Genomic DNA, 23,669 nt, shown 5'->3' on the forward strand with positions numbered 1-23,669 from the left:
TTTTAAATTAGAGTTTGACTGAAGAGACTATAATAGAACAACTAAAACTGAAAAATACTATTGTATTTTCTAAGCTAATTGATAGTTATCAGCAAAAAATTTTTGGGACTTGTATGTCTTTTGTCCCTAATAAGGAAGATGCTGAGGACTTAGTACAAGAGGTGTTTTTGGAAGTTTTTGATTCTATCCACAAGTTCAAGGGCAATTCTAAATTATCAACATGGATTTACAGAATTACAACGAATAAGTGTTTAGAATTCATTAGAAAAAGAAATACTAAGAAACGCTCAGGCTTTCTTAGACCTTTGTTTAGCGATGATTTTTCAATAGATAAGACCAATTACTTTACAGAGTTTAACCATCCGGGGTTTTTATTGGAAAACAAAGAATTAAATGAAACTTTGTTTAGGGCAATCAATAGTTTGCCAGAGAGCCAATGTGTTGTGTTTACATTGCATAAGCTAGATGGTAAGAGTTATCAAGAAATTGCAGTTATAACCAATAAAAGCCTTTCTTCTGTTGAATCAATAATGTTTAGGGCAAAGAAGAACTTACAAAAACGACTAGAAAACTATTATAAAACTGAATTTTAGCACAAGTTATTTTTAACTTATGCATCTATATAACAAAACAATATGATGTCTAATCCTGAAATTGATAAAAAAGTAAAAGCAACGTTAGACGCTATAGAAACTATTGAAGACGTTAGAGTATCATCTTTTTTAAAAGATAGAATTCTCGCTAGTACCAATAATACTGATACCGTTGAAATGGATAATTTATGGTCATGGTTTACACCAAGTTTACAATTTATAATTTTGGTAGTTTTTATGGTACTGAATATCTATACATGTATCAATTTAGATGCTGAAGATTACAATGCTTCTGTGGATGAATTTATAGAAGCCTATAATTTGGTTGAAGATAATGGCAGCACTATTTTTTAATTTATCTCATTATGAAAAAGCAAACTGTACTCTACATTCTATTAATATTTCTTATCATTTCTAATGGATTTTTCCTAGTGCACTATTTGTGCAAAAATTTTAGAAAAGGGCATAAGCCAGGATATTTTATCGTAAAAGAATTAAATTTTGATGAAAAGCAAATGAGTGATTATGATTCTGTTAGTGATTTACATTTTGATAAGATGAAATCCGTTTCTAAAGAAATAATGAACTTGAAAGGAGCCATGTTTTCAAAAATTTCTGATGATGGTGTTCCACAGGCTTATTTAGATTCCATAACTGATTTAATTGCCGTTAAAGAAAAGGAAAGGGATATGGAAGTCTTTAGGCACCTTCAAAAAGTAAGAGGTATTTGTAATGCGGAACAAAAAGAGCGATTTTCAAAAATTGTTGGGGATGCAATGAAGAGGCGTGGTCACAAAGGTAAATATCGAGGAAGGAATTAAATTATTTTAATATGGCAAATATTAGTTAAGTTAAACATATTTAAAATAAATACAAAATGTAACTAAATCGAATACGTTAGTTTAAAGTTTGATTGATTGTTGTTAATTTGAAGAGCTTTACGGTTATATCGTAAAGCTTTTTTATTTTTAGGGGAAATCAGAACATTATGAAATCTATAATCCTTTGTTTATTTCTTACTTGTTTGAGTTCATGTAGGCCTAAGGAACCAGCCAAGCATAGAAATATTTCTAAAGTTGAAATTGAACATCTAATTCAAGATTCTCTTTTGAATGTTAGGGCATTAGAAGTAGAAGTCAGTGGAACCGTTAGTTTTGCTACATCAAATGGCTCTATAGGTGGGAATTCACTAGATATTTATGGTAAGGAAAATGCGAGTTTATCTTATTATTTAGGGCATGATACTATTAAACCAAACTTTAGATCATTAGCGATCACCAATAAAGCCGGTTTTGCTTTAGGAATAGGTTCGCCCGCATTAGTGTTCAAAATTTCTGATTCTTTAAAACTGGTTTATAAAGAAAACCACCCAAAAGCCTTCTACGATTCCATAGATTTTTGGAATGATCAAGAAGGGATTGCTATCGGTGATCCAACGGAAGATTGTATGAGTATTATTATAACAAGAGATGGAGGAGAGACATGGAATAAACTTTCTTGCGATGATTTGCCCAAATCTAAAGAAGGTGAGGCCGCCTTTGCTGCGAGTGATACTAATATTGCTATTGTTGGTAATCATACTTGGGTAGCCACAGGCGGTAAAGTAAGCAGGATTTTATATTCATCAGATAAAGGCAAAACATGGCAAATCTTTGAAACACCAATTGTGCAAGGCAAGGAAACCACAGGCATGTATTCTGTAGATTTTTATGACGAAAAGAATGGCTTTGCTATTGGTGGTGACTATACAAAGCCCAATGCTACTTTAGCAAATAAAGTTAGAACGAAAGATGGTGGAAAAACTTGGCAGGTAGTTGCAGACGGAAAAAGGCCAGGTTATAGAAGTTGTGTGCAATATGTGCCAAATAGTAATGCGAAAGAGCTGGTATCCATTGGTTTTAAAGGTATTGATTATAGTAACAATGCTGGAGATACATGGAAACACCTAAGTGACGAAGGATTTTATACCATTCGGTTTTTAAACGATTCTGTAGCTTATGCTGCTGGAAAAGGTAGAGTTTCTAAATTGACTTTTAGAGAATAAAAGGTGTTCTTAAAAATGAATTAATTTGTCATTGTATTCAGAATAATATTTATTCAGATATTAGTTTCTATTATGTTCACGCTTTTCACGCATATTTTTGAGACGTTCCAAAAGTTTTCTGTTAAACTGATCTTCAGCTGCTTTGAGCTTTATGATTTTTTTTGAGGGAATAACCTTCTTTAAATCTTTAACAAGTTGAATTTTAGCATCATGCATATCAGATTCTGCTTTCATCAATTGTTCTAATATTTCATCGGCTCTTTTATCAGATACTTCACCATCTCGCATTTCTATTTTTAAGGGTTTTAAATCTTCAGATCTAATTTTTTGTACTCTATCTTCATATGTATTGTAAATAGGCCAAAACTGCTGAGCTTCTTCAGAAGTTAAACTCAGTTTTTCTGTAATAAATGCTATTTTTTGAGCTTTAATACGCTCTCCCATTTTACCATCACGTTGGGCAAAAGCTGAAAGGCTTATAAATAAAATGAGTATTGGGATTAATTTTTTCATTTTTATACTTTATTGATTATTCTAAATAAGTTTCTATATCTGCATTATCGAGAAGATAGTTTTCTAGATTCTCTTCTTGGTATGGCGTATTTGTAATTGTAAAATCGTCCTCCAATAAATCGGCATCAGATAAAAGTTGTGCCAACTCATAACTGTCTAAATCTCTGTTTTCTATATAGGTTTCTACCATTTCTATCGATAATGATTCTTCAGGCACATCATTATTAAGGAATATGGCAATCAGTAAAACTAAAGATGCGGCAATACCAGCAATGTAATAAAAAGACTGTCTAGACTTTAATTTTACAACAGATGTTTCATTAGTATGTATTTTGTTAAGCACATTACCCTCAACGGAATCAAAATAGTTTTTTGGTACAGTATAACCGGAATCTTTAATGTCTTCTACCGATTTTCCTTCAGATAGACGCTCAAAGAATCTGTTTTCAAAAGACTCAAAGTAGTTGTCAGGTGTTTTATAACCTGTCTTTTTTATGTTATGTAATTTGTCTTTTTTCATTTTATGCTGAACTCTATTCAGTATTTGTTTCTATTCAACGGTACAACGTCTGTGTATATATGACTTCAAATTAATAAAATAGTTTAATCGGACTTTAAAAAGGTTTCAATTTTCTTTACTGCAATATGATATGATGCTTTTAGCGCACCTTCACTTGTTTCTAAAATATCTGCGATTTCTCTATATTTTAAGTCATCAAAATACTTCATATTAAATACTAATTGCTGCTTTTGTGGTAAAGTGGCAATGGCTTTCTGTAATTTTAATTGAATCTCATCTCCTTCAAAATATACATCTGCAGTTAAATTATTAATGGCATGGGTCTGATGTTCTTCATTCGTAATTTGTAAACGCTTTGCATTTTTATTGATATGCGTAATAGACTCGTTGGTGGCTATTCTATATAGCCAAGAATACAGTTTGCTTTCTCCTTTAAATTTATCTATGCTTCGGTATACTTTGATAAAGGTGTTTTGTAACACATCGTCTGCATCGTCATGAGAGATAACAATCTTTCGTATATGCCAGTACAAGCGTTCTTTATAGAGTTTCATAAGTTCTCTAAAAGCCTTTTCTTTAGATTTAGGGTCTTGAAGTCGTAATATGAATTCTGATTCGCTAATCAAGTAATTTACTTTGGTATTTAGACTTGTTAAATTACTAAAAGTTTAATGGATGAAATTTTTAATTTAGTCAATATGTGTTATATGCTGATTATCAAATATTTAATAAATTTAAATTCGATAAAAAGCAAAAAAAATCGATAAAAAGCATTTTTTTCTTGTTTAGTACTATTATTTATTATATGTTTGACACAGCTTAACCTATTAACTGTTATCAGTTTCCCCAAATCTGATAACGAAATGAGAAGAGTGCATGTAAAAGTGCACTCTTTTTGATTTTTAGCAAAGTATCTATTGAACTGTTATTTTTGGTGTTATAACCAGCAGAATAAATACAATAGCTCATAGGTTAGTTCTGTTTCTACAAGACTCAAACTGCCACTTACTTTATTGGCAATATAACTTTTGATATAATTAGAGGGAAAACTTATGTTGAAAAACAACAGATTAGGCGTAATTACTCAAAACTCTGCATTTCTACAAGTTTTTTGTAAACGCCATTTTTTGCCATAAGCTCTGCATGTGTACCTTGTTCTGCAATTTCACCTTTTTGCATCACCACGATTAAATCTGCATTCTGAATTGTAGACAATCGATGGGCAATAACAATTGAGGTTCTGTTTTTCATCATGTTCTCTAAAGCGTCTTGCACCAAACGCTCACTTTCCGTGTCTAAAGCTGAGGTAGCTTCATCTAGAATCATAATTGGCGAATTTTTCAAGACAGCTCGGGCTATACTAATACGTTGTTTCTGTCCACCAGATAATTTTCCGCCAGAATCACCTATGTTAGATTCGATACCTTGAGGCAAATCTTTTACAAATTCCCATGCATTGGCGATTTTTAAAGCTTCAATAATCTCCTCGTCTGAAGCATCTTCTTTTCCAAGTAAAATGTTATTCTTAATACTATCATTAAAGAGAATGGAATCTTGTGTTACCAATCCCATCAAACTTCGTAGTGAGTGTTTGGTAAGATTCTTAATGTTTTCACCATCTATGGAAATACTACCTTGGTTGACATCATAGAAGCGTGTTACCAAGTTGGCTATGGTACTTTTTCCACTACCCGACTGCCCAACCAAAGCTACGCTTTTACCTTTGGGAACTTTAACCGAAAAGTTTTTCAATACATAATCATCTTCATATTTAAACGATACGTTATTTATATCAATTTCGGTTTCGAAATCTTCTTTAATAATAGCGTTACTTCGGTCTTCTAAAATATTGTCAGTTTCTATAATTTCTAATATACGTTCAGCAGCAGCATTCCCTGTTTTTACTTGGTAACTAGCTTTGCTAATAGCTTTTGCAGGTGTAAGAATTTGATAGGCCAATGCCATATAACCTATAAAAGCTCCTCCAGAAAGCGTTTTTTCTACCATCACCATATTGCCTCCATACCATAGTAATGCTGCAATAGTAGCTATACCAAGAAATTCGCTGGTTGGAGATGCCAGATTTTGACGATTTATTAAAGTGTTGGAAAAATTATAGAAGCGATTTGTAGAACTCTGAAATTTTTTATGAAATCTATTTTCGGCATTGAATCCTTTTATAACCTTTAAGCCTCCTAATGTTTCTTCTAAGGTTGAAAGAAAGACACCTTGCTCTCTCTGTACTTTATCTGATTTACGTTTTAAACTTTTCCCAATCCTAGAAATAATAAAGCCAGCAATGGGTATGAAGATAAATACAAAAATAGTGAGCTTAACAGAAATCATGAACATTGCCACAATAGCAAAAATAATAGTCAATGGTTCTTTTACAATGAGTTCTAAAACTGATAGCATGGAGTTTTTAACTACATTAACATCTCCAGAGATTCTGGCAATGACATCACCTTTTTTCTTTTCAGAATAATACGAAATAGGTAACGTAACGACTTTGTAATAGATTTCGTCCCTTAAATCTCTCAAAACACCATTTCTTAAAAAAGTGATAAAGAAAAGTGCTAGGTAATTGAATAAATTTTTTAGTAAAAAAAGACCAATAATTAGAATTATCATATAAAGCAAGGCTTGTTGAGGCCCATCAGTTTCAGTTGTCGTGGTAACGACATAATTGAGATAATTCTCTATATAATCCTTTAAGTATTTTATGCCTTTATAAATGGGTTTGGTATATACCTTTTTGCTCTCACCAAAAAGTACATTAATCATTGGCATCAATGATACCATGGCTAATGTGCCAAATAAAGCATAAAAAACATTACAGATAATGTTTAGTATGGCATAACGCTTATACGGAACAATGAAACGGAAAAGCTTCTTTATATAATTCATGTATTATAAGTTCATATCCTTAAGGATAGCATCAATTTGGTTTTCCAATAATTGCTCCGTTTCTTTAAAAGCAGACACATTGTCTAGTTTGGTATTAACACTGATGTAAAATTTTATTTTTGGTTCTGTACCACTAGGCCTTAAAGCAATTTTGCTTCCATCCTCAGTATAGTAGATCAATACATTAGACTTAGGAATATCAATAGTTTCTTCGGTATTGTCGTTTAGGTCTTTTGCAATGGATAATTGATAATCCTCAATCCTTATCACTTTAGAACTATTAACTGCTTTTAAAGGATTTTTGCGTGCATCGATCATCATTTGTTTAATTTCATTTGCTCCTTCAATTCCTTTTTTGGTCAATGATACTAAACGTTCTTTATAAAACCCGTGCTCAACATATAAGTCGATTAGCTTTTCATAGAGTGTTTTGCCTTCAGCTTTTTCCTGTGCAGCAATTTCACACGCTAAAAGGGTAGAGGTAACTGCATCTTTATCGCGAACAAAATCACCAACCATAAAGCCAAAGCTTTCCTCACCACCACCAATAAAGTCCAGCTCAGGGTAATCTTTTATCATTTTGGCTATCCATTTAAAACCTGTAAGACCAATTTTGCATTCTACATTGTAGGCTTCTGCTAAAACTGACATCATTGGGGTAGATACTATGGTAGAACCTACAAATTGGTTACCATTAATTTTATTTGCACTTTTCCACTGTTTTAATAGAAAATCTGTCATTAAGATCATGGTTTGGTTACCATTTAGTATCACTAATTCGTTATCTAGGTTTCTTACAACAACTCCTAAGCGATCACAATCTGGATCTGTACCAATGACAATATCTCCATCGACTTTTTCCGCAAGCTTCATGGCCATTTTTAAAGCTTCAGGTTCTTCAGGGTTTGGAGATACAACCGTTGGGAAGTTACCGTTTGGCTCGCGCTGTTCTTCAACTATATTAACGTTGGTATAGCCAGCACGGTTTAAAGTTTCGGGAACTGACATAATCGATGTGCCATGCAAAGAGGTAAACACAATGTTAAGGTTGGCTTTAGCTTCAGAAGTTGTATCAAAACTTCCATTTTTAACTGAAGCATTGATAAATACATCATCGATATCTTTTCCTATATATTGAATTAAATCATTGTTGGCTTCAAACTTGATTTCAGAATAATTTAAGGAATTAATTTCCGAAATAATTTCTTCATCTTGTGGAGGAACCAATTGTCCACCATCTTGCCAGTAGACTTTGTAACCATTATATTCTGGTGGGTTGTGCGATGCCGTTAATACAATACCACAATGGCAGTTTAAATGCTTTAATGCAAAAGATAGCTCTGGTGTTGGTCTAAGGTCTTCAAACAAATAAACCTTAATATCATTCGCAGAGAATACGTCGGCAACTACTTTCCCAAAGGTTTTGCTATTGTGCCTGCAATCGTAAGCAATGGCAATTTTTACTTGCTCATTTACAAACGATTGCTTTAAATAATTACTTAAGCCTTGTGTGTTCTTTCCTAAGGTGTATTTATTAATACGGTTGGTGCCTAAGCCCATAATGCCTCGCATTCCACCAGTACCAAACTCTAGGTCCTTGTAGAAACTCTCTTCTAAACCCTTTGGGTCAGAAGCTATCATATGTTTTATTTGGTCTTGAGATTCGTTATCAAACGTTGGCGTTAGCCATGAATTAACACGTTCTAAAATTTCGGGTTTTATATAAATCATTTGTAATCGTGTGGTTATATTACAAAAGTAAGCATTTCGGTTTTTGATGCTTAAAATTAGCCCTATAATTTAATGGTACTATTCTAAATTAATTTGCGCTTTGATATGGTAACGTTGTTGTTGGCGTTTTGAGCGTAATATGAGCTCTCCCAAAAAGCCTGCAATAAAAAACTGTGAGCCAATAATCATAGTAGACAATGCAATATAAAACTGTGGCCTTTCAGTGATGAGACGACCAGTCGGATTAAAAAACAGTTTATCTAATCCTAAATAAAATGCAAATCCAAATCCAATGGCAAACATAATAACGCCTAGAGCACCAAAGAGATGCATTGGTCGTTTGCCAAAGCGCGAAACAAACCAAATTGTAATTAAGTCTAAAAAACCGTTTATAAAACGGTTCATGCCAAATTTAGTTTTTCCATATTTACGCGCTTGATGTTTTACAATCTTTTCTCCAATATTCATAAAACCAGCATTTTTAGCTAGTACTGGAATATAGCGATGCATTTCGCCATAGACATCGATATGTTTTACAACGGAGTTGGAATACGCTTTAAGACCACAATTAAAATCGTGCAATTTTACACCAGATGTACGTCTGGCTGCCCAATTGAATATCTTAGAAGGTAGGTTTTTTGTGATTATAGAATCGTAACGTTTTTTCTTCCAGCCCGAGACTAAATCATAATGATTTTCAACTATCATTTTATAAAGTTCTGGGATTTCCTCTGGATTATCTTGTAAATCGGCATCCATAGTAATGACAACATCTCCTATGGCATTAGTGAAGCCAGCATGTAGTGCTTGTGACTTTCCGAAGTTTTTTAGAAAGCGAATGCCTTTTACGTTACGGTTAGCATCGGAGAGCTTAGAAATAACTTTCCAGGAATCATCGGTACTACCATCATCAATAAACAGAATTTCGTAAGAAAACGAATTGGATTGCATCACCGATACAATCCAATCGTGTAGTTCTTTTAAAGATTCTTCTTCGTTAAGTAGTGGTATAACTACTGATATGTTCATATTGATGTGGTCTATTAATCTAGACTTCAAAAATAGAGAAATTATTTATCTATTGTTAAGAGTTGTTTTTCATTACTAAACCACCTATAAGCGAATAGATTAAGCCAAAAAATAAACTCATTGCTATCCAAAAAGCTGATGCAGCTGAAGGACTAGAAAACATTTCGGCCCATTCTAAACTTTGTTTGATTTGCTCTTCGGTCATGTTTGGGTTTTCTAGCATTTTATCTTTTACAATCTCTAAGGATTGAGCAGTAAATTCTGGGTCTATAACATAATTGAAAAGAAATATCCAAACTACATATACCAATGCACTAATAATAGCAATAGCTAAACCAACTTTTAAGGCATCTCCAAGACTTAAAGTATTGGCATTACTTTTCTTATACTGACTTATGCCATAAATAATTGCAACAGGAAATGCTATGTAATAAATAACAGCAGGCCATTGAACTCCCTCAAGTGCCATCCCAGTAACATACATTATTACAGATATGCTTAACATTACCATTCCCAAAACGACTCCGTAGTTAAGTGCGAATTTTCCAGCTGTTGGTTTTTGATGTTCCATAATTAAAATGAGTTTTATAGTTAATTGTTTAGTTAGTACCCAAAGATAAGTATTTGTTACAGGAATAAGTAAAATAAAAATCATTAAAAAGATTGTACATTTATAAAAAATATTTAAATTTGCACCTCGAAAAAATCGAATTATTTTAAAGCATTTAGTGATGAAAGCAGGAATACATCCAGAAAATTATAGAGTAGTAGCATTTAAAGACATGTCTAATGACGATGTGTTTTTAACGAAGTCTACAGCAGATACAAATGAAACTATTGAGGTTGATGGTGTTGAATATCCATTGGTAAAATTGGAAATTTCTAGAACATCGCATCCATATTACACAGGTAAATCTAAATTAGTGGATACTGCTGGTCGTATCGATAAATTCAAAAACAAATATGCTAAGTTTAAGAAATAAATTTAGCTTACAGATAACGAAAAAGCCTTTCTAATAACAGAAAGGCTTTTTTGTTTTCTATAATTAGGCTACTTTTAAAACTTTAATTTTTAGACGTAACAATATGAACTATATACTATTTGACGGTCCTTATCGCAATAATCTCTTACCATTTACTTACACAAGACCTGTAGCAGATATTAGAGTTGGTATTTTAACCATTCGTCAGAAATGGGAATCGTATTTAGAATATACAAGTACTACCGTAACTGAGGATTATTTGTCCGATAAGTTTCCTATGGTAGAAATGGAGGAAAACATTATGATCAATGCCTCTTTTTTACCGAATTTGGAGCTTGTTACGTTGATAAAGAATTTAAAGCATAACCAAGCTCTATTTAGAGGAGAAGATGTTATTGCATTTTTTGCAAAAGAAGGAGAGGAAGTCAATGATTTTTTAAGTTTTGATGCCATAGAATTTGAAAGTAATGTTTTAACTATAGAGCACACTTGGGATATTTTTTCAAAGAATGGAGATGCTATAAAAGATGATTTCTTACTTATAACCAAGGATAGAAAATCAGAACCTATTCCTGCTACTATAAACACAATCAACCCAGAACATATTTTTATCGAAAAAGGAGCAACCTTAAACTTTGCTACATTAAATGCCAGTTTTGGTCCAATTTATATTGGTCGAGATGCAGAAATCATGGAAGGTTCTGTTGTTAGGGGACCTTTAGCACTTTGTAATAATGCTACTTTAAAATTGGGAACAAAGATTTATGGACCAACCACAGTCGGGCCACATAGTAAAGTTGGCGGAGAAGTTAATAATTCGGTGTTATTTGGTTATTCTAACAAAGGCCATGATGGGTTTTTAGGAAACTCTGTCTTGGGAGAATGGTGTAATTTAGGAGCAGATACGAACAATTCAAACCTTAAAAATAATTATGCCGAAGTAAGATTATGGGATTATCAAACTGGCGGCTTTGCAAAAACTGGATTACAGTTTTGTGGACTTATGATGGGAGATCATAGTAAGTGCGGTATCAACACTATGTTTAATACTGGTACGGTTGTTGGTGTAAGTGCTAATATCTTTGGAAGTGGTTTTCCTCGCAATTTTGTACCGAGCTTTTCTTGGGGAGGAAGTAAAGGCTTCGTAACCTATAAAACGAATAAGGCGTTTGAAGTCGCAGAAGTAGTTATGGCTAGGCGCAAAGAAGAATTTACAGACAAAGACAAAGCGATTTTAGAACATGTTTTCGAAGAAACAAAACAATACAGAAGAGAATAATAGTTATGCTTAGAACCAAATTTACACTACTGCTTTTATTAACTTTAGCCTATAGCTTTTCGCAAAGCGATGATGTTGCAATAAAACCACTTAAGATTAATACCAAGCTCAATCACTATGGTGCACAGGTTGCGGGTGATAAAATATACTTCAGTCATCATCTCACTACAAAACGAGGTCGCCCAATTAAAGATAAATATGATGGCTTTATCTATACTACGTACGAAGCTTCTTTGAGTGAAGATGGGGAAATTATAAATGAAAAACCCATAGAAAAAACTAAATTAGGGCAATTCAATCTGTCTTCAGTTACATTTTCAAAAGATAGAAAATACATGTACTTTACTTCAAATCATGTAGGTGAAAAGGGGACCAATAAACGAAAAGGTGTAGATACATACAATTTAATGATTCAGCGTGCAGAGTATGTTGAGGGAAAGGGATGGACAAATTTTGAAACTCTGCCATTTTGCAATCCAGATAATAATTATGCACATCCAGCTTTAAGTCCAGATGGATCTGTATTGTATTTTGTTTCAGATTTTAAAGGTACTAAAGGCAAATCCGATTTGTTTAAGGTTTCTGTTTCTAATCATAAAACCTATGGTGAAGTTACCAATTTGGGAGAATCCATTAATTCTTCACGTACCGAGGTTTTTCCGTTTGTAAGTGCGGATAACAAGCTGTATTTTGCATCAGATAGACGAGGAGGAAAAGGAGGCTTGGATATTTACGTCTACGATTTAGAATCTGGAGACGATGAACAAGTTCCGGTGTCTTTAGATGAACCCATAAACAGTATGGGTAATGATTTTTCATTCTTTATAAATGAGGATTTAACTACAGGCTATTTTTCATCGAGACGCTCTAAGGGAGAAGGAGGCGATGATTTGTATTATTTTGAAAAGTTTTGAGTTACCGGAGGCTTTGAAAATTAATTGATTTCATAGTTATACTACTAATCATTTACTTTTTTAACGGTTTTCAATTCCAATAAATTAGTAGCATTAATACCCAAGCCCTTAACTTCTTTTCTGGTAAACCGAACTACCTCGTCATAAAACAATGGTACTATTGGTGCAGAGGTCATGACTAAAGAGTCCATTTGGGTGTAAAGCTGCTCTCGTTTTTCTGTATCGGTTTCGAGATAGGCGGTTTCATACATGGCATCGAATTCATTACTTTTAAAATGCGTGTAATTTGGGCCATTCGGTGCGAAGTTTTTACTATAATATAGAGATAGGTAGTTTTCAGCATCAGGATAATCAGCAATCCAGCTCGCTCTAAAAAAGTCGAGTTGGCCGTTCGCTTTGGCATCTTTCAAGCTCGATGCAGGTATTACATCCACATTGACCTGTATGCCTATTTTTTGAATTTCACGTTGAATAAATTCACAAAAACTAAGGTAATTACTTGTTGTGGTCAATGTTATTTCTGGATTTTGGATTCCTGTTTCAGATTTAAATTCTGCCACTAATTGTTTTGCTTTTTCCGGTTGATGAGTAAAGCCAATTGCATCGTCAAAACCAGGCAACCCCTTTGGGATAAATCCGCCCGAAGCAGGTATGCCAATGCCATTTCTAAGATAAGTCATCATTTTAGCTCGGTTAAAACCCAAGTTAATCGCCTTTCTTAGTTTTAAGGATCGTAATTCATTAACCTCATTTTCCATATAAAAAGCTAGATATTCGGTGTTTAGATATGGACCACGAATCATGTTAACATCATTTGCATACTGTTCTCGTAGCTTACCGTCAGCAGTTAAAATTTCATCTTTATAGGAAGTATCCAGCCCAGATACAAAATCAATATTTCCTTGTGCGAATTGTAAAAATTCACTCTGCTTATCGGATAAAAATGTTATGGCTATAGCTTCTAAATATGGTAGCGTATTTCCTTTAGTGTCCTTTTCAAAATAGTTGTTGTTTCGTCTAAAAACAAGCTTAATATTTTCTTCCCAACGCTTAAATTTGAAAGGGCCAGTACCAATGGGGTTCGACCTAAAATCATTACCATAGTGTTTTACAATTTCTTTAGGAACGACGGAACAATACTTCATGGTCAATAAACCTAAAAATGCTGGGAAAGGTTGTTTTAATTTTATTTGAAAGGTAGAATCGCTTATAGCAGAAAAATAATCGACTTTATTTAACACCCAACTGCCAGGAGAAGCGACTGACTTATCTTTAAGTCTATTAAAACTGTATTCAAAATCTGATGCTTTTACGGTTCTGGTTGAATCATTATTAAATAGTTTATGTTTATGAAAAAACACGTCTTTTCTAAGATGAAATGTATAAGTTGTGGCACTATCGGTAATGGTCCAATTCTTAGCAATACAGGGCAGTACGTTTAACTGATCGTCCATTTGTACCAAGCCATTAAATAACTGATGTGTTGCCCAAATGTCTGCCAAATCCTTAGAGAAAGCTGGATCTAGAGAACCTATATTTTTGTGCTCGTTGTATCTAAAGACGAGGTGGTCTTTATTTAATTTTTCTTTAGAAGTACAAGACATGACAACTAGAAATAGTATGGCACAGTAGAATACAGTTTTTTTCGGTTTTAGCATATAACTAATATATTGTAAATTTGCAGCCACAAAAATTTATAAGTTGCACATTACTCTCAATTTGAGTGCTAAAGGTAAATTTAAAAACATCTTGAAACAAGTTCAGGATAACAAAAGATGGAAACGAAAAAAGTAGTATTTTACACCTTAGGTTGCAAACTCAACTTCTCAGAAACTTCCACCATAGCCAGAAGTTTTAAAGACGAAGGTTTTGAGCGTGTGGACTTTGGGCAAGAAGCGGATATATATGTGATTAATACCTGCTCGGTTACTGAAAATGCAGACAAACGTTTTAAAACAATCGTAAAGCAAGCACAAAAAATAAATCCGGATGCTTTTGTTGCTGCTATTGGTTGCTATGCACAATTAAAGCCTTCAGAATTGGCAGATGTCAATGGAGTAGATTTGGTTTTGGGAGCCACAGAAAAATTTAAAATAACAGATTATCTTAATGATTTAACAAAAAACGACTTTGGCGAGGTACACTCTTGCGAAATTGAAGATGCGGATTTTTACGTTGGTAGTTATTCAATAGGCGATAGAACAAGAGCTTTTCTTAAAGTACAAGATGGCTGTGATTATAAGTGTACGTATTGTACAATTCCACTCGCCAGAGGTATTTCTCGTAGTGATACCATGGACAATGTCTTAAAAAATGCCAAGGAAATTTCCCAACAAGATATTAAGGAAATCGTTTTAACTGGTGTAAATATTGGAGATTATGGTAAAGGCGAGTTCGGAAATAAAAAGCATGAACATACCTTTTTAGACTTAGTAACTCAACTTGATAAAGTTGAAGGTATTGAGCGCTTAAGGATTTCGTCTATTGAGCCCAACTTATTGAAGAATGAAACGATAGATTTGGTGTCTAAATCCAGAGCTTTTGTGCCTCATTTTCATGTGCCTTTGCAGAGTGGGAGTAATGATATTCTTAAAAAGATGAAACGTCGCTATATGAAAGAACTATACGTGAATCGTGTTTCAAAAATAAAGGAAGTCATGCCACACGCTTGTATTGGTGTCGATGTTATTGTAGGTTTTCCTGGAGAAACAGATGACCACTTTTTAGAAACGTATAACTTTTTAAATGAACTTGATATTTCCTATTTACATGTCTTCACATATTCTGAGCGCGACAATACAGAAGCGGCAGAAATGAATGGTGTTGTACCTAAAAATATCAGAGCCAAACGCAGTAAAATGTTGCGAGGGCTATCTGCCAAAAAGCGAAGAGCATTCTACGAAGAACAACTAGGTACTGAACGAACCGTTTTGTTTGAAAGCGAAAATAAAGAAGGCTATATTCATGGGTTTACTGAAAATTACGTAAAGGTAAAAACACCTTGGAATCCTGAGTTAGTCAACACGCTTCATGGAGTTCATTTGACTAAAATTGATGAAGATGGTTTGGTGCGATTTAATTTTGTTAAAGAATCTCTTTAAAAGAGCTAATATAGTTTGTTTCTTATGTTATATTTGCGCCTAATCAATTAACATATTATGAAGAAAATTTTTTTAAACCTTTTCGTTTTATTGGGGCTTTTGCTCGTAACATCTTGTAGTGATGATGATGACGATAACAGTGTTTCACTTGAAGGAACTTGGGTGCTAACTACTTTGAGCACAGATGGATCCTTTGATCTAAACAATGATGGTTCTGCTAGTGCTAACCTATTAAATGAAATAAATTGCCCAACTAACGAATCCATTATTTTTACTGATGTTACGGCAACTTATGTATCAACATTTTCTCTAGAAGAAATCGAACTTGTTGTAGATGGAGAAGGAGAGACGGAAGATATGTATATTGTCGACTGTGATTCAGGGTTAGAAAGCAATCAAGCAACTTACGTGAGAAATGGAAATACGATTACCGTTACGTTTACTTATGTAGAGGATGGTGAGACTTTTGAAGAAATCAATATATTGAATATAGATGGTAACACTATTACTTTTACGGAAGTAAATGGCTTTGTTGTTGAAGGAGATGATTTTGAAATCTTAGTTCAGCAAGATCTTGTTTATACCTTTACTAAGGAGTAATATTTAGTTTGACAAGTTCTAAATAACCGATGCAGGCCATTTAGAACTTGTCATTTTAATAAGCTTTATTTAATGGGATAATAGAAATTTAAATCTCCCATAGTTCGTTAGGACGTACTACTTTACATGGACTGCCGTACGCAATGCAGTTAGGTGGAATATCTTTGGTAACGACGCTTCCCATACCTATAAATGTGTTATCACCAATGGTAACATTGTTGTTCACTAAACTTCCTGTGCCAATTTCGCAACCTTTACCAATTGTCACATTACCCGATGTTACAACACCTGGATTAATATCCGTAAATGCTCCAATTTTATTATGATGGCCTATTTTGGCTCCTCTTTTAATACTAACCCCAAATCCTATAGCGGTTTGGGAGCTCACTACACATTGATAGTCTACTAAAATACCATAATCTAATTGGCAACTTTGACTAATTACTGACGAGTTGGAAACTAAATTGTTGTAATCTTCATTATTGAGATAGGGTTTAAAATCCTTATAGACTTTATGCTTATGTCTCCCGCTTGCCAAACCAAACAAAACGTGTTGGTTTGGTCGTACATCTTGCATAGATTTTATGGTATAATCTATACGTTTTATAAGATCATTTGCCTTGCCATCTAACTCTAAATTTGGAAAGACTTCGACTCTAATAGGTAATTTGTATTGATAATGAATGAGGTCATAAACAACACAAACCCAATACGGATCAAAACCCAAAAGTTGAAATGTGGTATGTTGGTCAGGCTTCATTGTTTCTAAATCCAAGTGCGCCAAAAGCTTTCGCAGTAAATAGTGGTGCTTGGTGTATATCCATTAAATTATGAATGCGTTTCAGCAATTCAATATTAGAGCATTGGCGTGTACGTTGGTTGTCCCACCAAATGTTATCTTCAATACCAACTCGTACTCCGTAGCCCAAGGCTATAGCAGCAGCATTAACTTGTAATTGGTAATTTGAAAGTCCTGAAAGCCCAATAAGATGCTCCTTGGGAATACTTGATAATGCTGTGCCTAAATGCTGAAAATTTGCCTGAAAGCCTGCTATGTTACCAAAAATGAGATTCCAATACACAGGGGCTTTTACGTAACCTTTATCAATGAGATAATGACCATAGTTAATCATACCCAAATCAAAACATTCCAGCTCTGGTGTTACTCCATTTTTGGCCATTTTCTCTGCCAATCGCTGTACCATATCGGGTGCATTTACTGAAGCTTGTTTTAAAAAATTTAAACTGCTCAATGTTAGTGAGCACATATCTGGTTTTAGTTCTATAACTTCCGAACGACTATCAAAATCTTTTACCATTCGACCAGACGTGCTTCCGCAAAGTATTAAATCTGGACAATGTTTTCTTACGCCTTCAAAAATTTTTTGATACACGCTTTTTTTATGCGTTGGTGTTCCGTCTTCTAGTCTGGCATGGAGATGTGCTATAGTGATGCCAAGCTCATAAGCCTCATGGGTTTGTTCTATAATTTCATGAGGAGAAGTTGGGACATGTGGTGTGATAGCTTTGGTAGGTACCATACCCGTCGGACAAAAATTGATAATAATACCTTGGTCGTTCAATGGGGAAATGATTATTATTTAAGGCTAAATATAGATGTTATTGAATAATTTAAGTCTAGACCTATATGAACTGCCAAACTTTACGATGAATGGTTTTACGATGCTTTATTTATCGATAAATAATAGTGAACATGAATGCTCATTGAATGTTTTAATATCGAAGGTTTTGTGTTGAATTAATATGTTTAGGGTAAGTTTTATAGTGGCACATAAGTCACCATCAAGGCCTGAATGACAAACAACACAATAAAAGGAATAAACAAATAGCCAACCACATCCCTGGCCTGTATCTTAATCCCTTTTCCCATCACAGGGAAAACAATTAAAAGAAAAAAGGGTTGTAATAAATTACTAAGGCTTTCTCCGTAAGCTACAGACATTGACGCTCTCGCTATCATTGCTTTGATTTCATTTGGTGAAAGGTTGGCACCTAATTCTTGTACCATATTTATAATACTTGGACCTATAACGGCAAATTCGCCACCGGCAGAAGGAATTGCAAAATTGATAACTCCTCCGGTTAAATATGATATAAAAGCATACGATTCTGGTGTAGCGATAGATGCCAGAAGATTACTGATTTTTTCACCTAAACCAGAAGCTATCATAATGCCCATAATACCGGCATAGAATGGATATTGAAACAATACTCCCGAGATATTGCTGCTGGCACGTTTCATAGCTATGCTGTAGCGCATTGGTGTAACATGGAGAAGCATTCCGGTGATAAGAAATATGAAAATCATGATATTGAGGTTGAGCTCAAATCCTTTATTATAAAAATAGGAGATGATATAGCTTAGACCTAAAATAGCTACACTGATTTGTAACCAGGCAGCATTATTCAAGGCATCAGAAATGGCTTTAAACGGAAGTTTATAGGATAAAGCCTCTTCTTTCACTGAGCCCTCTTCATCTTCAGAATCTGTTCTTAAATCTTTAAGCTCTTTACCCGCAAATGATTTTGGGATTAATGCCCAAATCAATATGGGGGACACCACTACAAACAAAAAAATCATGCTAAGATTTAAAAAAGAACCAAGACTATAGCTGGTGGAAATGGTTCCATTTAAAATATTTTTTTCAATTAAGAAGTTGTTTTCGGTATTTAGTAACAAAGCTATGGAACTCGACAAACCGCATACCCAGCCATTAAAAGAGAAATACACACAAGCGACTAAAAAAGGGTAGTGGATACCTTTAATACGTAAAGCCAACTCACGGCCCAAGATAGCTGTAATGACCACCATTCCAAAACTAATTAAGGATAGTAAAGCGCCAAGTGCAATAATGATAAGATAGACTTGCGTTGGTGTTTTAATTAGCTTGGCCATATCATCAATACCTCTTTTTATGGGAGAAGATTGTGCAATACAGTATGCCGTTATAATAATTAGAACAATTTGCATCCCGAAAGAAAGTAAATCCCAAAATCCGGTATACCAACCGTCTAAAATTAAAATCCCCTTCTCAAAAAAACTATCTGCTTTTACAGTAAAGAGAGCAAAAACACCAGTAATTAATGTTAATATGAGAGCAAATACATAAGCACTTGGCATGTATTTGGTGAAACCATCTGTGAATTTTTGTCCGACTTTGGTAAGCATAAGAGTAAATCTTTGATGCCTAAATTAAGACTTTACGATTAAGTTGCCAAGATGGGGTTTTGCATTTGTATCAATATCTAAACCTTATCAGTTAAAATTCAAGCCAATGTCTTTATAATTTTGTTTAGAACAAAAAACAAATATTATGTCTTTATTAACAATTATTCTTAACATCTTATTGCCACCATTGGCTGTATTCCTTAAACATGGAGTTAGTACCACTCTTCTCATTAGCATATTATTGACACTTTTGGCTTGGTTGCCTGGAGTTATTCATGCGTTTATAGTAAACGATTAGAAAATGGAAAATGTATTGGTGGCGGGTGCCAATGGGACTACAGGTAAGAAGGTTGTTGAACTCCTAAAGCAATCACAATATTTTAATCCTGTTGCCATGGTTAGAAAAGAGCAGCAGTTAGAGCAATTCAAAAATAGTGGCATAGATACTGTCCTTGCAGATTTAACCAAAGACTTAACCCATACTGTAAATGGTATTGATAAGGTAGTCTTTGCTGCTGGGTCTGGAGGTAAAAATGTTGTTGAGGTAGATCAAGAAGGAGCAAAACGTTTAATGGCTGTTTCTAAAATGGCAAACATAAATAGGTTTGTAATGTTGAGTTCAATGGGTGCAGATAATCCAGAGAAATTTGAAGATTTACAGGACTACATGAAAGCGAAGCAAAATGCTGATGAACACTTAAGAAATAGTGGGCTCAAATATGTGATAGTTAGACCTGGTACATTGAATGATGAAAACGGAACAGGCAAAATAGAATTGAAAACTAAGTTGAATAAAGAAGGTGAAATTAGCAGGTCTAATGTTGCTCAGACTTTAGTTAGAGTTTTGCATGATGATGCTCCTCACAATTTAACCTTCGAAATTTTAGATGGTAGCACACCCATAGGTAAGGCTATAAGTTAGATCTAATAGAGAAAATAATAAAACAAATAATTAAAGGAAAAAGAAGAATGGAAAACTTAAGTAAGAAAACCGTAGCAATACTTGCTACAAATGGATTTGAAGAGAGTGAATTAAGAGAACCAAAAAAGGCTTTAGAAAATGCTGGGGCTGATGTTCATATTGTATCATTGGAGTCTGGCAACATTAAAGGTTGGTCAAATGGAAATTGGAGCAACTCTTACAAGGTGGATAAAACATTAGCTGAAGTTAACCAGGGGGATTATGATGCTTTGGTCTTGCCTGGAGGTCAAATTAACCCTGATGTGTTACGTAACGATAAGAACGCTGTGGATTTTGTAAAATCATTTTTTGAAAATCATAAGCCTGTAGCCGCAATATGCCATGGGCCATGGTTATTGGCAGAAGCTGATGTTTTAAAAGGTAGAAAAATTACTTCATACAGTTCAATCAAAACAGACATGATTAATGCTGGTGCTAATTGGTTAGATGAAGAAGTTGTAGTGGATTCTGGTTTAGTAACAAGTAGAAATCCTGACGATTTACCAGCATTCAACTCGAAATTAGTGGAAGAGGTTTATGAAGGAAAGCATGAAAAGCAAACCGTATAAACAACTTAAGACATTGAATTAAAAAGGTGCGTAAGCGCCTTTTTTTATGTCTTAACATTACGTTAATTAACATTCAAGAAGATTTCTTTAACAACTTCCTAACAGTCATGCATTTATAATCCAACTAATTTGGTGGTACTACTAATCAAAAATCCATATAAAAATGAGAACAACAATTACATCTTTTGTAATGTGTCTGTTGTTAAGTATTTCTTTTACAGCAACCGCACAATTAGATACACCGCGTGGTAGCCAAATGGCTTCTGTTATGCAACGTGTAGGGACTACCGACATTACAATAACTTACTCTAGGCCTAGTGTAAATGGACGGGATATTTGGGGGAAATTAGTTCCTTATGGTATGAACAACCTGGGCTTTGGAACTTCTGAAGCGGCACCGTGGAGAGCGGGAGCCAATGAAAATACAACCATAACTTTTACACATGATGCTAAAGTAGAGGGCAAGTCTATTGAAGCGGGTACTTATGGTTTGCACATCAATGTAAAAGATGCAGATAATGCCACCATAATCCTATCTAAAGATAAAGATGCCTGGGGAAGTTACTTCTACGATCCGGCAAATGATGCTCTAAGAGCCGATGTAAAATTGGGGGCTATAGACCATACTGAGTTATTGACTTATAGTTTTGATGAGGTGAAAGCGAATTCAGCTATAGCGTCATTAAAATGGGAAAAGAAAGCCATTCCCTTTAAAATAGAGGTTGATGTTGCAAAAGTTGTTTTAGAAGATATAAGAGCACAATTTAAAGGACAAAAAGGGTTTACAAGACAAAACTGGGAGCAAGCAGCTAGATTTGCATTAAACAATGGAGGCGATTTAGATGAAGCTCTAGGTTGGATTAACGCAGCATTAGAAGGACAGTTTTTTAGCCAAAAAACAGTTAATGGTTTAGCCATTAAAGCGCAAATTCTTCAGAAGAAAGGTGATATGGAAGGCTTTGGAAAAACAATGGATGAAGCTGTAGCTATGGCAAATCCCAATCAGATTAATAGAATGGGATATGCTATGATTACCGCAAAGGATTATAACAGAGCTATAAAATATTTAACCATGAATGTAAAAAGTGAACCAGAAAATGCCAATTGGCATGATAGTTTGGGTGAGGCTTACAGGGCTAAAGGAGAAAATAAAGCAGCCATTAAGCACTTTAAAAAGTCACTAGCATTAAATCCACCAGCAAATGTAAAAGTAAATTCAGAAAAGAATTTAAAGGAGTTGGGAGCTCTGTAAGATATTCATCATCAAAAACACGAACAGTTGTGTTTTAAAGGCCTGGTTGTTGTTGGTACCAGGTCTTTTTTTATGTCTTTGCTTTTTTAATTAGTTTAAAAGCCCAATCATAATGACTTGATGTTGCTGATATTATATAAGACCCAAGGGATGTAGAACCTGTCCACTTATAGCGTTTCTTTTCAAATAACTCTTCGTTTGTATGTTGTTCTATTATCGCTCTTACCTCTTCATAGCTTTTCTTTAAATTAGTTTTTGCTTTATCTAACGGTATATCGCAATATTGTTTTTGTATCCATTTGTTGAGCTCAGGCGTTGTTTTCCAAGTATAGCCTTTTGCGGGCATCTCGGGCTTTTCCCCTTTCATGCCAACATCATACCAATTAAGTAACATCAGATGCCAATGATGTAAATGCATAAGTACATCACTAATGTTTCTGTTCAATGTGCCTTTCGGGAATAGTTTTTCTTGTTCTTTAATGCTCAATTGATCTATAAAATCCAACAATTTTAAAAAATTGACTTCACTGAGCTGTAGTAATTCCGATTTAGAGTTAGGCCTTGGCATTGTACTTGAGATTTATATTGGTATAAAGCTAAGGTCTAAATGTGAAATTGTCTATGATAAATGTCATGCATAAAGTGACTACGGGTTACAAAAATCACAATACAAAGGGTCTTCTGTCTTTTTATCGTTAGGATAAAATTCTTCTTTTTCTAAATGACATTGCTTGCATGTGTAAATGACACTTAGTGTTGATTGTGTGGGTAGACTACAAAGGTCGCATGGCAATCCCTTTTTAACATCGGTGATACCGAAACCTGGTGTTTTACATCTAGGGCAAAAGGATTGTATTTTATTAACAAGTTTTATCGCTGCGATTTCAATGACGTGCATTCGGGTAGGGTTGTACAGGGCACGCATATCGGTTTCTGCATAAACGGTACCATATTTTTGGTATATGCTCTCATACGCTTGCTTCAGTTGTGGTAAAGTATTGATGTCTTTTATCAGATCTTTGGTGTCGAGTTTTGATTTTTTGAGAATTATACCATGAGAAGGAAATTTTACGAGCTCGGCAAACCTTAGTAAATCTTTTTCGTTATGAATGGTTTTTCCGTTAAAATTTGTTTCCGTACTCAATTCTCTGACTACAATTTCAAGCTTGTTTTTTTTATCTATAAAGATTAGGAGTTCATCATCAGCACTAGCAAAATGCATTGTCGGATGTGGCCCAAAAGACCCTTCGCTTGCCACACCTAGATCACAGTTATTTAGCTCCATGGCTTTCATGCACTTTAATCGAGCAGTTTTTAGGGGATCATTGACGCGCTCAACTTCCCCAGAAAATGTACCTAAAGTATCTGTATCAAACGAAGGATCTGTAAAACAATCTACACCAAGATGTTTTTCAAGAATAGGTGCTATAACTAATTCCTTCTTGTGTTTTGTTGCGATAATGAGTTTTCTATGTTTAAAAAT

Annotated in this window: 26 protein-coding genes; 13 read left to right on the forward strand and 13 right to left on the reverse strand. The window is 34.3% G+C overall.

Features of this window, described 5'->3' with window-relative positions; all coding sequences use genetic code 11:
• Positions 1-14 precede the first annotated feature (14 nt).
• From KCG49_RS05325 to KCG49_RS05340, 4 genes are all read left to right on the forward strand, one after another.
• Positions 15-593: an RNA polymerase sigma factor gene (locus KCG49_RS05325; RefSeq protein WP_218545161.1), complete on the forward strand. Its 579-nt coding sequence runs from the start codon at positions 15-17 to the stop codon at positions 591-593.
• Between the two features lie 42 nt (positions 594-635).
• Positions 636-947, forward strand: coding sequence for a hypothetical protein (locus KCG49_RS05330; protein WP_218545162.1), 312 nt, complete (start codon positions 636-638; stop codon positions 945-947).
• A gap of 11 nt (positions 948-958) precedes the next feature.
• Positions 959-1,414, forward strand: coding sequence for a hypothetical protein (locus KCG49_RS05335; RefSeq protein ID WP_218545163.1), 456 nt, complete (start codon positions 959-961; stop codon positions 1,412-1,414).
• 167 nt (positions 1,415-1,581) lie between these two features.
• Positions 1,582-2,637: a WD40/YVTN/BNR-like repeat-containing protein gene (locus KCG49_RS05340; RefSeq protein ID WP_218545164.1), complete on the forward strand. Its 1,056-nt coding sequence runs from the start codon at positions 1,582-1,584 to the stop codon at positions 2,635-2,637.
• 60 nt (positions 2,638-2,697) lie between these two features.
• On the opposite strand, the gene KCG49_RS05345 is transcribed toward KCG49_RS05340, so the two are convergent.
• The 7 genes from KCG49_RS05345 to KCG49_RS05375 form a co-directional block, all read right to left on the reverse strand.
• Positions 2,698-3,150, reverse strand: coding sequence for a sensor of ECF-type sigma factor (locus tag KCG49_RS05345; protein WP_218545165.1), 453 nt, complete (start codon positions 3,148-3,150; stop codon positions 2,698-2,700).
• Positions 3,151-3,166: 16 nt separating this feature from the next.
• A complete protein-coding gene (locus KCG49_RS05350; protein WP_218545166.1) occupies positions 3,167-3,670 on the reverse strand; it encodes a hypothetical protein in 504 nt (167 codons plus the stop codon).
• Positions 3,671-3,753: 83 nt separating this feature from the next.
• Complete coding sequence (locus tag KCG49_RS05355; RefSeq protein ID WP_218545167.1) at positions 3,754-4,296, reverse strand: RNA polymerase sigma factor; 543 nt, start codon at positions 4,294-4,296, stop codon at positions 3,754-3,756.
• A gap of 454 nt (positions 4,297-4,750) precedes the next feature.
• Entirely contained in the window at positions 4,751-6,577 is a 1,827-nt protein-coding gene (locus KCG49_RS05360) for an ABC transporter ATP-binding protein (RefSeq protein ID WP_218545168.1), read from the reverse strand.
• A 3-nt stretch (positions 6,578-6,580) separates the two neighbouring features.
• A complete protein-coding gene (locus KCG49_RS05365) occupies positions 6,581-8,308 on the reverse strand; it encodes a phospho-sugar mutase (protein WP_218545169.1) in 1,728 nt (575 codons plus the stop codon).
• A 78-nt stretch (positions 8,309-8,386) separates the two neighbouring features.
• A complete protein-coding gene (locus KCG49_RS05370) occupies positions 8,387-9,337 on the reverse strand; it encodes a glycosyltransferase family 2 protein (protein ID WP_218545170.1) in 951 nt (316 codons plus the stop codon).
• Between the two features lie 55 nt (positions 9,338-9,392).
• Positions 9,393-9,908 (reverse strand): DUF4199 domain-containing protein, encoded by a 516-nt coding sequence (locus KCG49_RS05375; protein ID WP_218545171.1) that lies wholly within the window; start codon positions 9,906-9,908, stop codon positions 9,393-9,395.
• A 160-nt stretch (positions 9,909-10,068) separates the two neighbouring features.
• Here KCG49_RS05375 and KCG49_RS05380 point away from each other — a divergent pair, with 160 nt between their 5' ends.
• The 3 genes from KCG49_RS05380 (at position 10,069) to KCG49_RS05390 (ending at position 12,513) form a co-directional block, all read left to right on the forward strand.
• Positions 10,069-10,320 carry a type B 50S ribosomal protein L31 gene (locus KCG49_RS05380; protein ID WP_185789574.1) on the forward strand — a complete coding sequence of 84 codons (252 nt, stop codon included), beginning with the start codon at positions 10,069-10,071 and terminating at the stop codon, positions 10,318-10,320.
• A gap of 103 nt (positions 10,321-10,423) precedes the next feature.
• Positions 10,424-11,599: a GlmU family protein gene (locus tag KCG49_RS05385; RefSeq protein WP_218545172.1), complete on the forward strand. Its 1,176-nt coding sequence runs from the start codon at positions 10,424-10,426 to the stop codon at positions 11,597-11,599.
• 5 nt (positions 11,600-11,604) lie between these two features.
• Positions 11,605-12,513: a TolB family protein gene (locus KCG49_RS05390; protein ID WP_218545173.1), complete on the forward strand. Its 909-nt coding sequence runs from the start codon at positions 11,605-11,607 to the stop codon at positions 12,511-12,513.
• Between the two features lie 44 nt (positions 12,514-12,557).
• Here KCG49_RS05390 and KCG49_RS05395 read toward each other — a convergent pair whose 3' ends face one another.
• Positions 12,558-14,171 (reverse strand): ABC transporter substrate-binding protein, encoded by a 1,614-nt coding sequence (locus KCG49_RS05395; RefSeq protein ID WP_218545174.1) that lies wholly within the window; start codon positions 14,169-14,171, stop codon positions 12,558-12,560.
• Between the two features lie 117 nt (positions 14,172-14,288).
• Between KCG49_RS05395 and mtaB the strand changes: the two genes are divergently transcribed.
• Positions 14,289-15,614 carry a tRNA (N(6)-L-threonylcarbamoyladenosine(37)-C(2))-methylthiotransferase MtaB gene (gene mtaB, locus KCG49_RS05400; protein ID WP_218545175.1) on the forward strand — a complete coding sequence of 442 codons (1,326 nt, stop codon included), beginning with the start codon at positions 14,289-14,291 and terminating at the stop codon, positions 15,612-15,614.
• A 57-nt stretch (positions 15,615-15,671) separates the two neighbouring features.
• Positions 15,672-16,214, forward strand: coding sequence for a hypothetical protein (locus tag KCG49_RS05405; RefSeq protein ID WP_218545176.1), 543 nt, complete (start codon positions 15,672-15,674; stop codon positions 16,212-16,214).
• An 88-nt stretch (positions 16,215-16,302) separates the two neighbouring features.
• Here KCG49_RS05405 and KCG49_RS05410 read toward each other — a convergent pair whose 3' ends face one another.
• The 3 genes from KCG49_RS05410 to KCG49_RS05420 form a co-directional block, all read right to left on the reverse strand.
• On the reverse strand, positions 16,303-16,974 hold the full coding sequence (locus KCG49_RS05410; RefSeq protein WP_218545177.1) for an LbetaH domain-containing protein: 672 nt from the start codon (positions 16,972-16,974) through the stop codon (positions 16,303-16,305).
• Entirely contained in the window at positions 16,964-17,797 is an 834-nt protein-coding gene (locus KCG49_RS05415) for a beta-keto acid cleavage family enzyme (protein ID WP_256259875.1), read from the reverse strand. The genes KCG49_RS05410 and KCG49_RS05415 overlap by 11 nt, the downstream gene beginning before the upstream one ends.
• A gap of 197 nt (positions 17,798-17,994) precedes the next feature.
• Positions 17,995-19,404 (reverse strand): short-chain fatty acid transporter, encoded by a 1,410-nt coding sequence (locus KCG49_RS05420; protein WP_218545179.1) that lies wholly within the window; start codon positions 19,402-19,404, stop codon positions 17,995-17,997.
• Between the two features lie 145 nt (positions 19,405-19,549).
• On the opposite strand from KCG49_RS05420, the gene KCG49_RS05425 reads away from it, so the two are divergent.
• The 4 genes from KCG49_RS05425 (at position 19,550) to KCG49_RS05440 (ending at position 22,186) form a co-directional block, all read left to right on the forward strand.
• Positions 19,550-19,702: a YqaE/Pmp3 family membrane protein gene (locus tag KCG49_RS05425; RefSeq protein WP_218545180.1), complete on the forward strand. Its 153-nt coding sequence runs from the start codon at positions 19,550-19,552 to the stop codon at positions 19,700-19,702.
• A 3-nt stretch (positions 19,703-19,705) separates the two neighbouring features.
• Entirely contained in the window at positions 19,706-20,326 is a 621-nt protein-coding gene (locus KCG49_RS05430) for an SDR family oxidoreductase (protein ID WP_218545181.1), read from the forward strand.
• A 47-nt stretch (positions 20,327-20,373) separates the two neighbouring features.
• Positions 20,374-20,934, forward strand: a complete 561-nt coding sequence (locus tag KCG49_RS05435; protein ID WP_218545182.1) for a type 1 glutamine amidotransferase domain-containing protein — start codon at positions 20,374-20,376, stop codon at positions 20,932-20,934.
• A gap of 163 nt (positions 20,935-21,097) precedes the next feature.
• Complete coding sequence (locus KCG49_RS05440; RefSeq protein ID WP_218545183.1) at positions 21,098-22,186, forward strand: DUF2911 domain-containing protein; 1,089 nt, start codon at positions 21,098-21,100, stop codon at positions 22,184-22,186.
• 70 nt (positions 22,187-22,256) lie between these two features.
• Here the strand turns inward: KCG49_RS05440 and KCG49_RS05445 are convergent, their stop codons facing one another.
• The gene (locus KCG49_RS05445) at positions 22,257-22,754 is read right to left on the reverse strand and encodes a ClbS/DfsB family four-helix bundle protein (RefSeq protein ID WP_218545184.1); all 498 of its coding nucleotides are present in this window, start codon (positions 22,752-22,754) and stop codon (positions 22,257-22,259) included.
• A gap of 78 nt (positions 22,755-22,832) precedes the next feature.
• Entirely contained in the window at positions 22,833-23,669 is an 837-nt protein-coding gene (locus tag KCG49_RS05450; RefSeq protein ID WP_218545237.1) for a DUF6671 family protein, read from the reverse strand.

This window comes from Winogradskyella luteola (assembly GCF_019203985.1).
Classification (GTDB): domain Bacteria; phylum Bacteroidota; class Bacteroidia; order Flavobacteriales; family Flavobacteriaceae; genus Winogradskyella; species Winogradskyella luteola.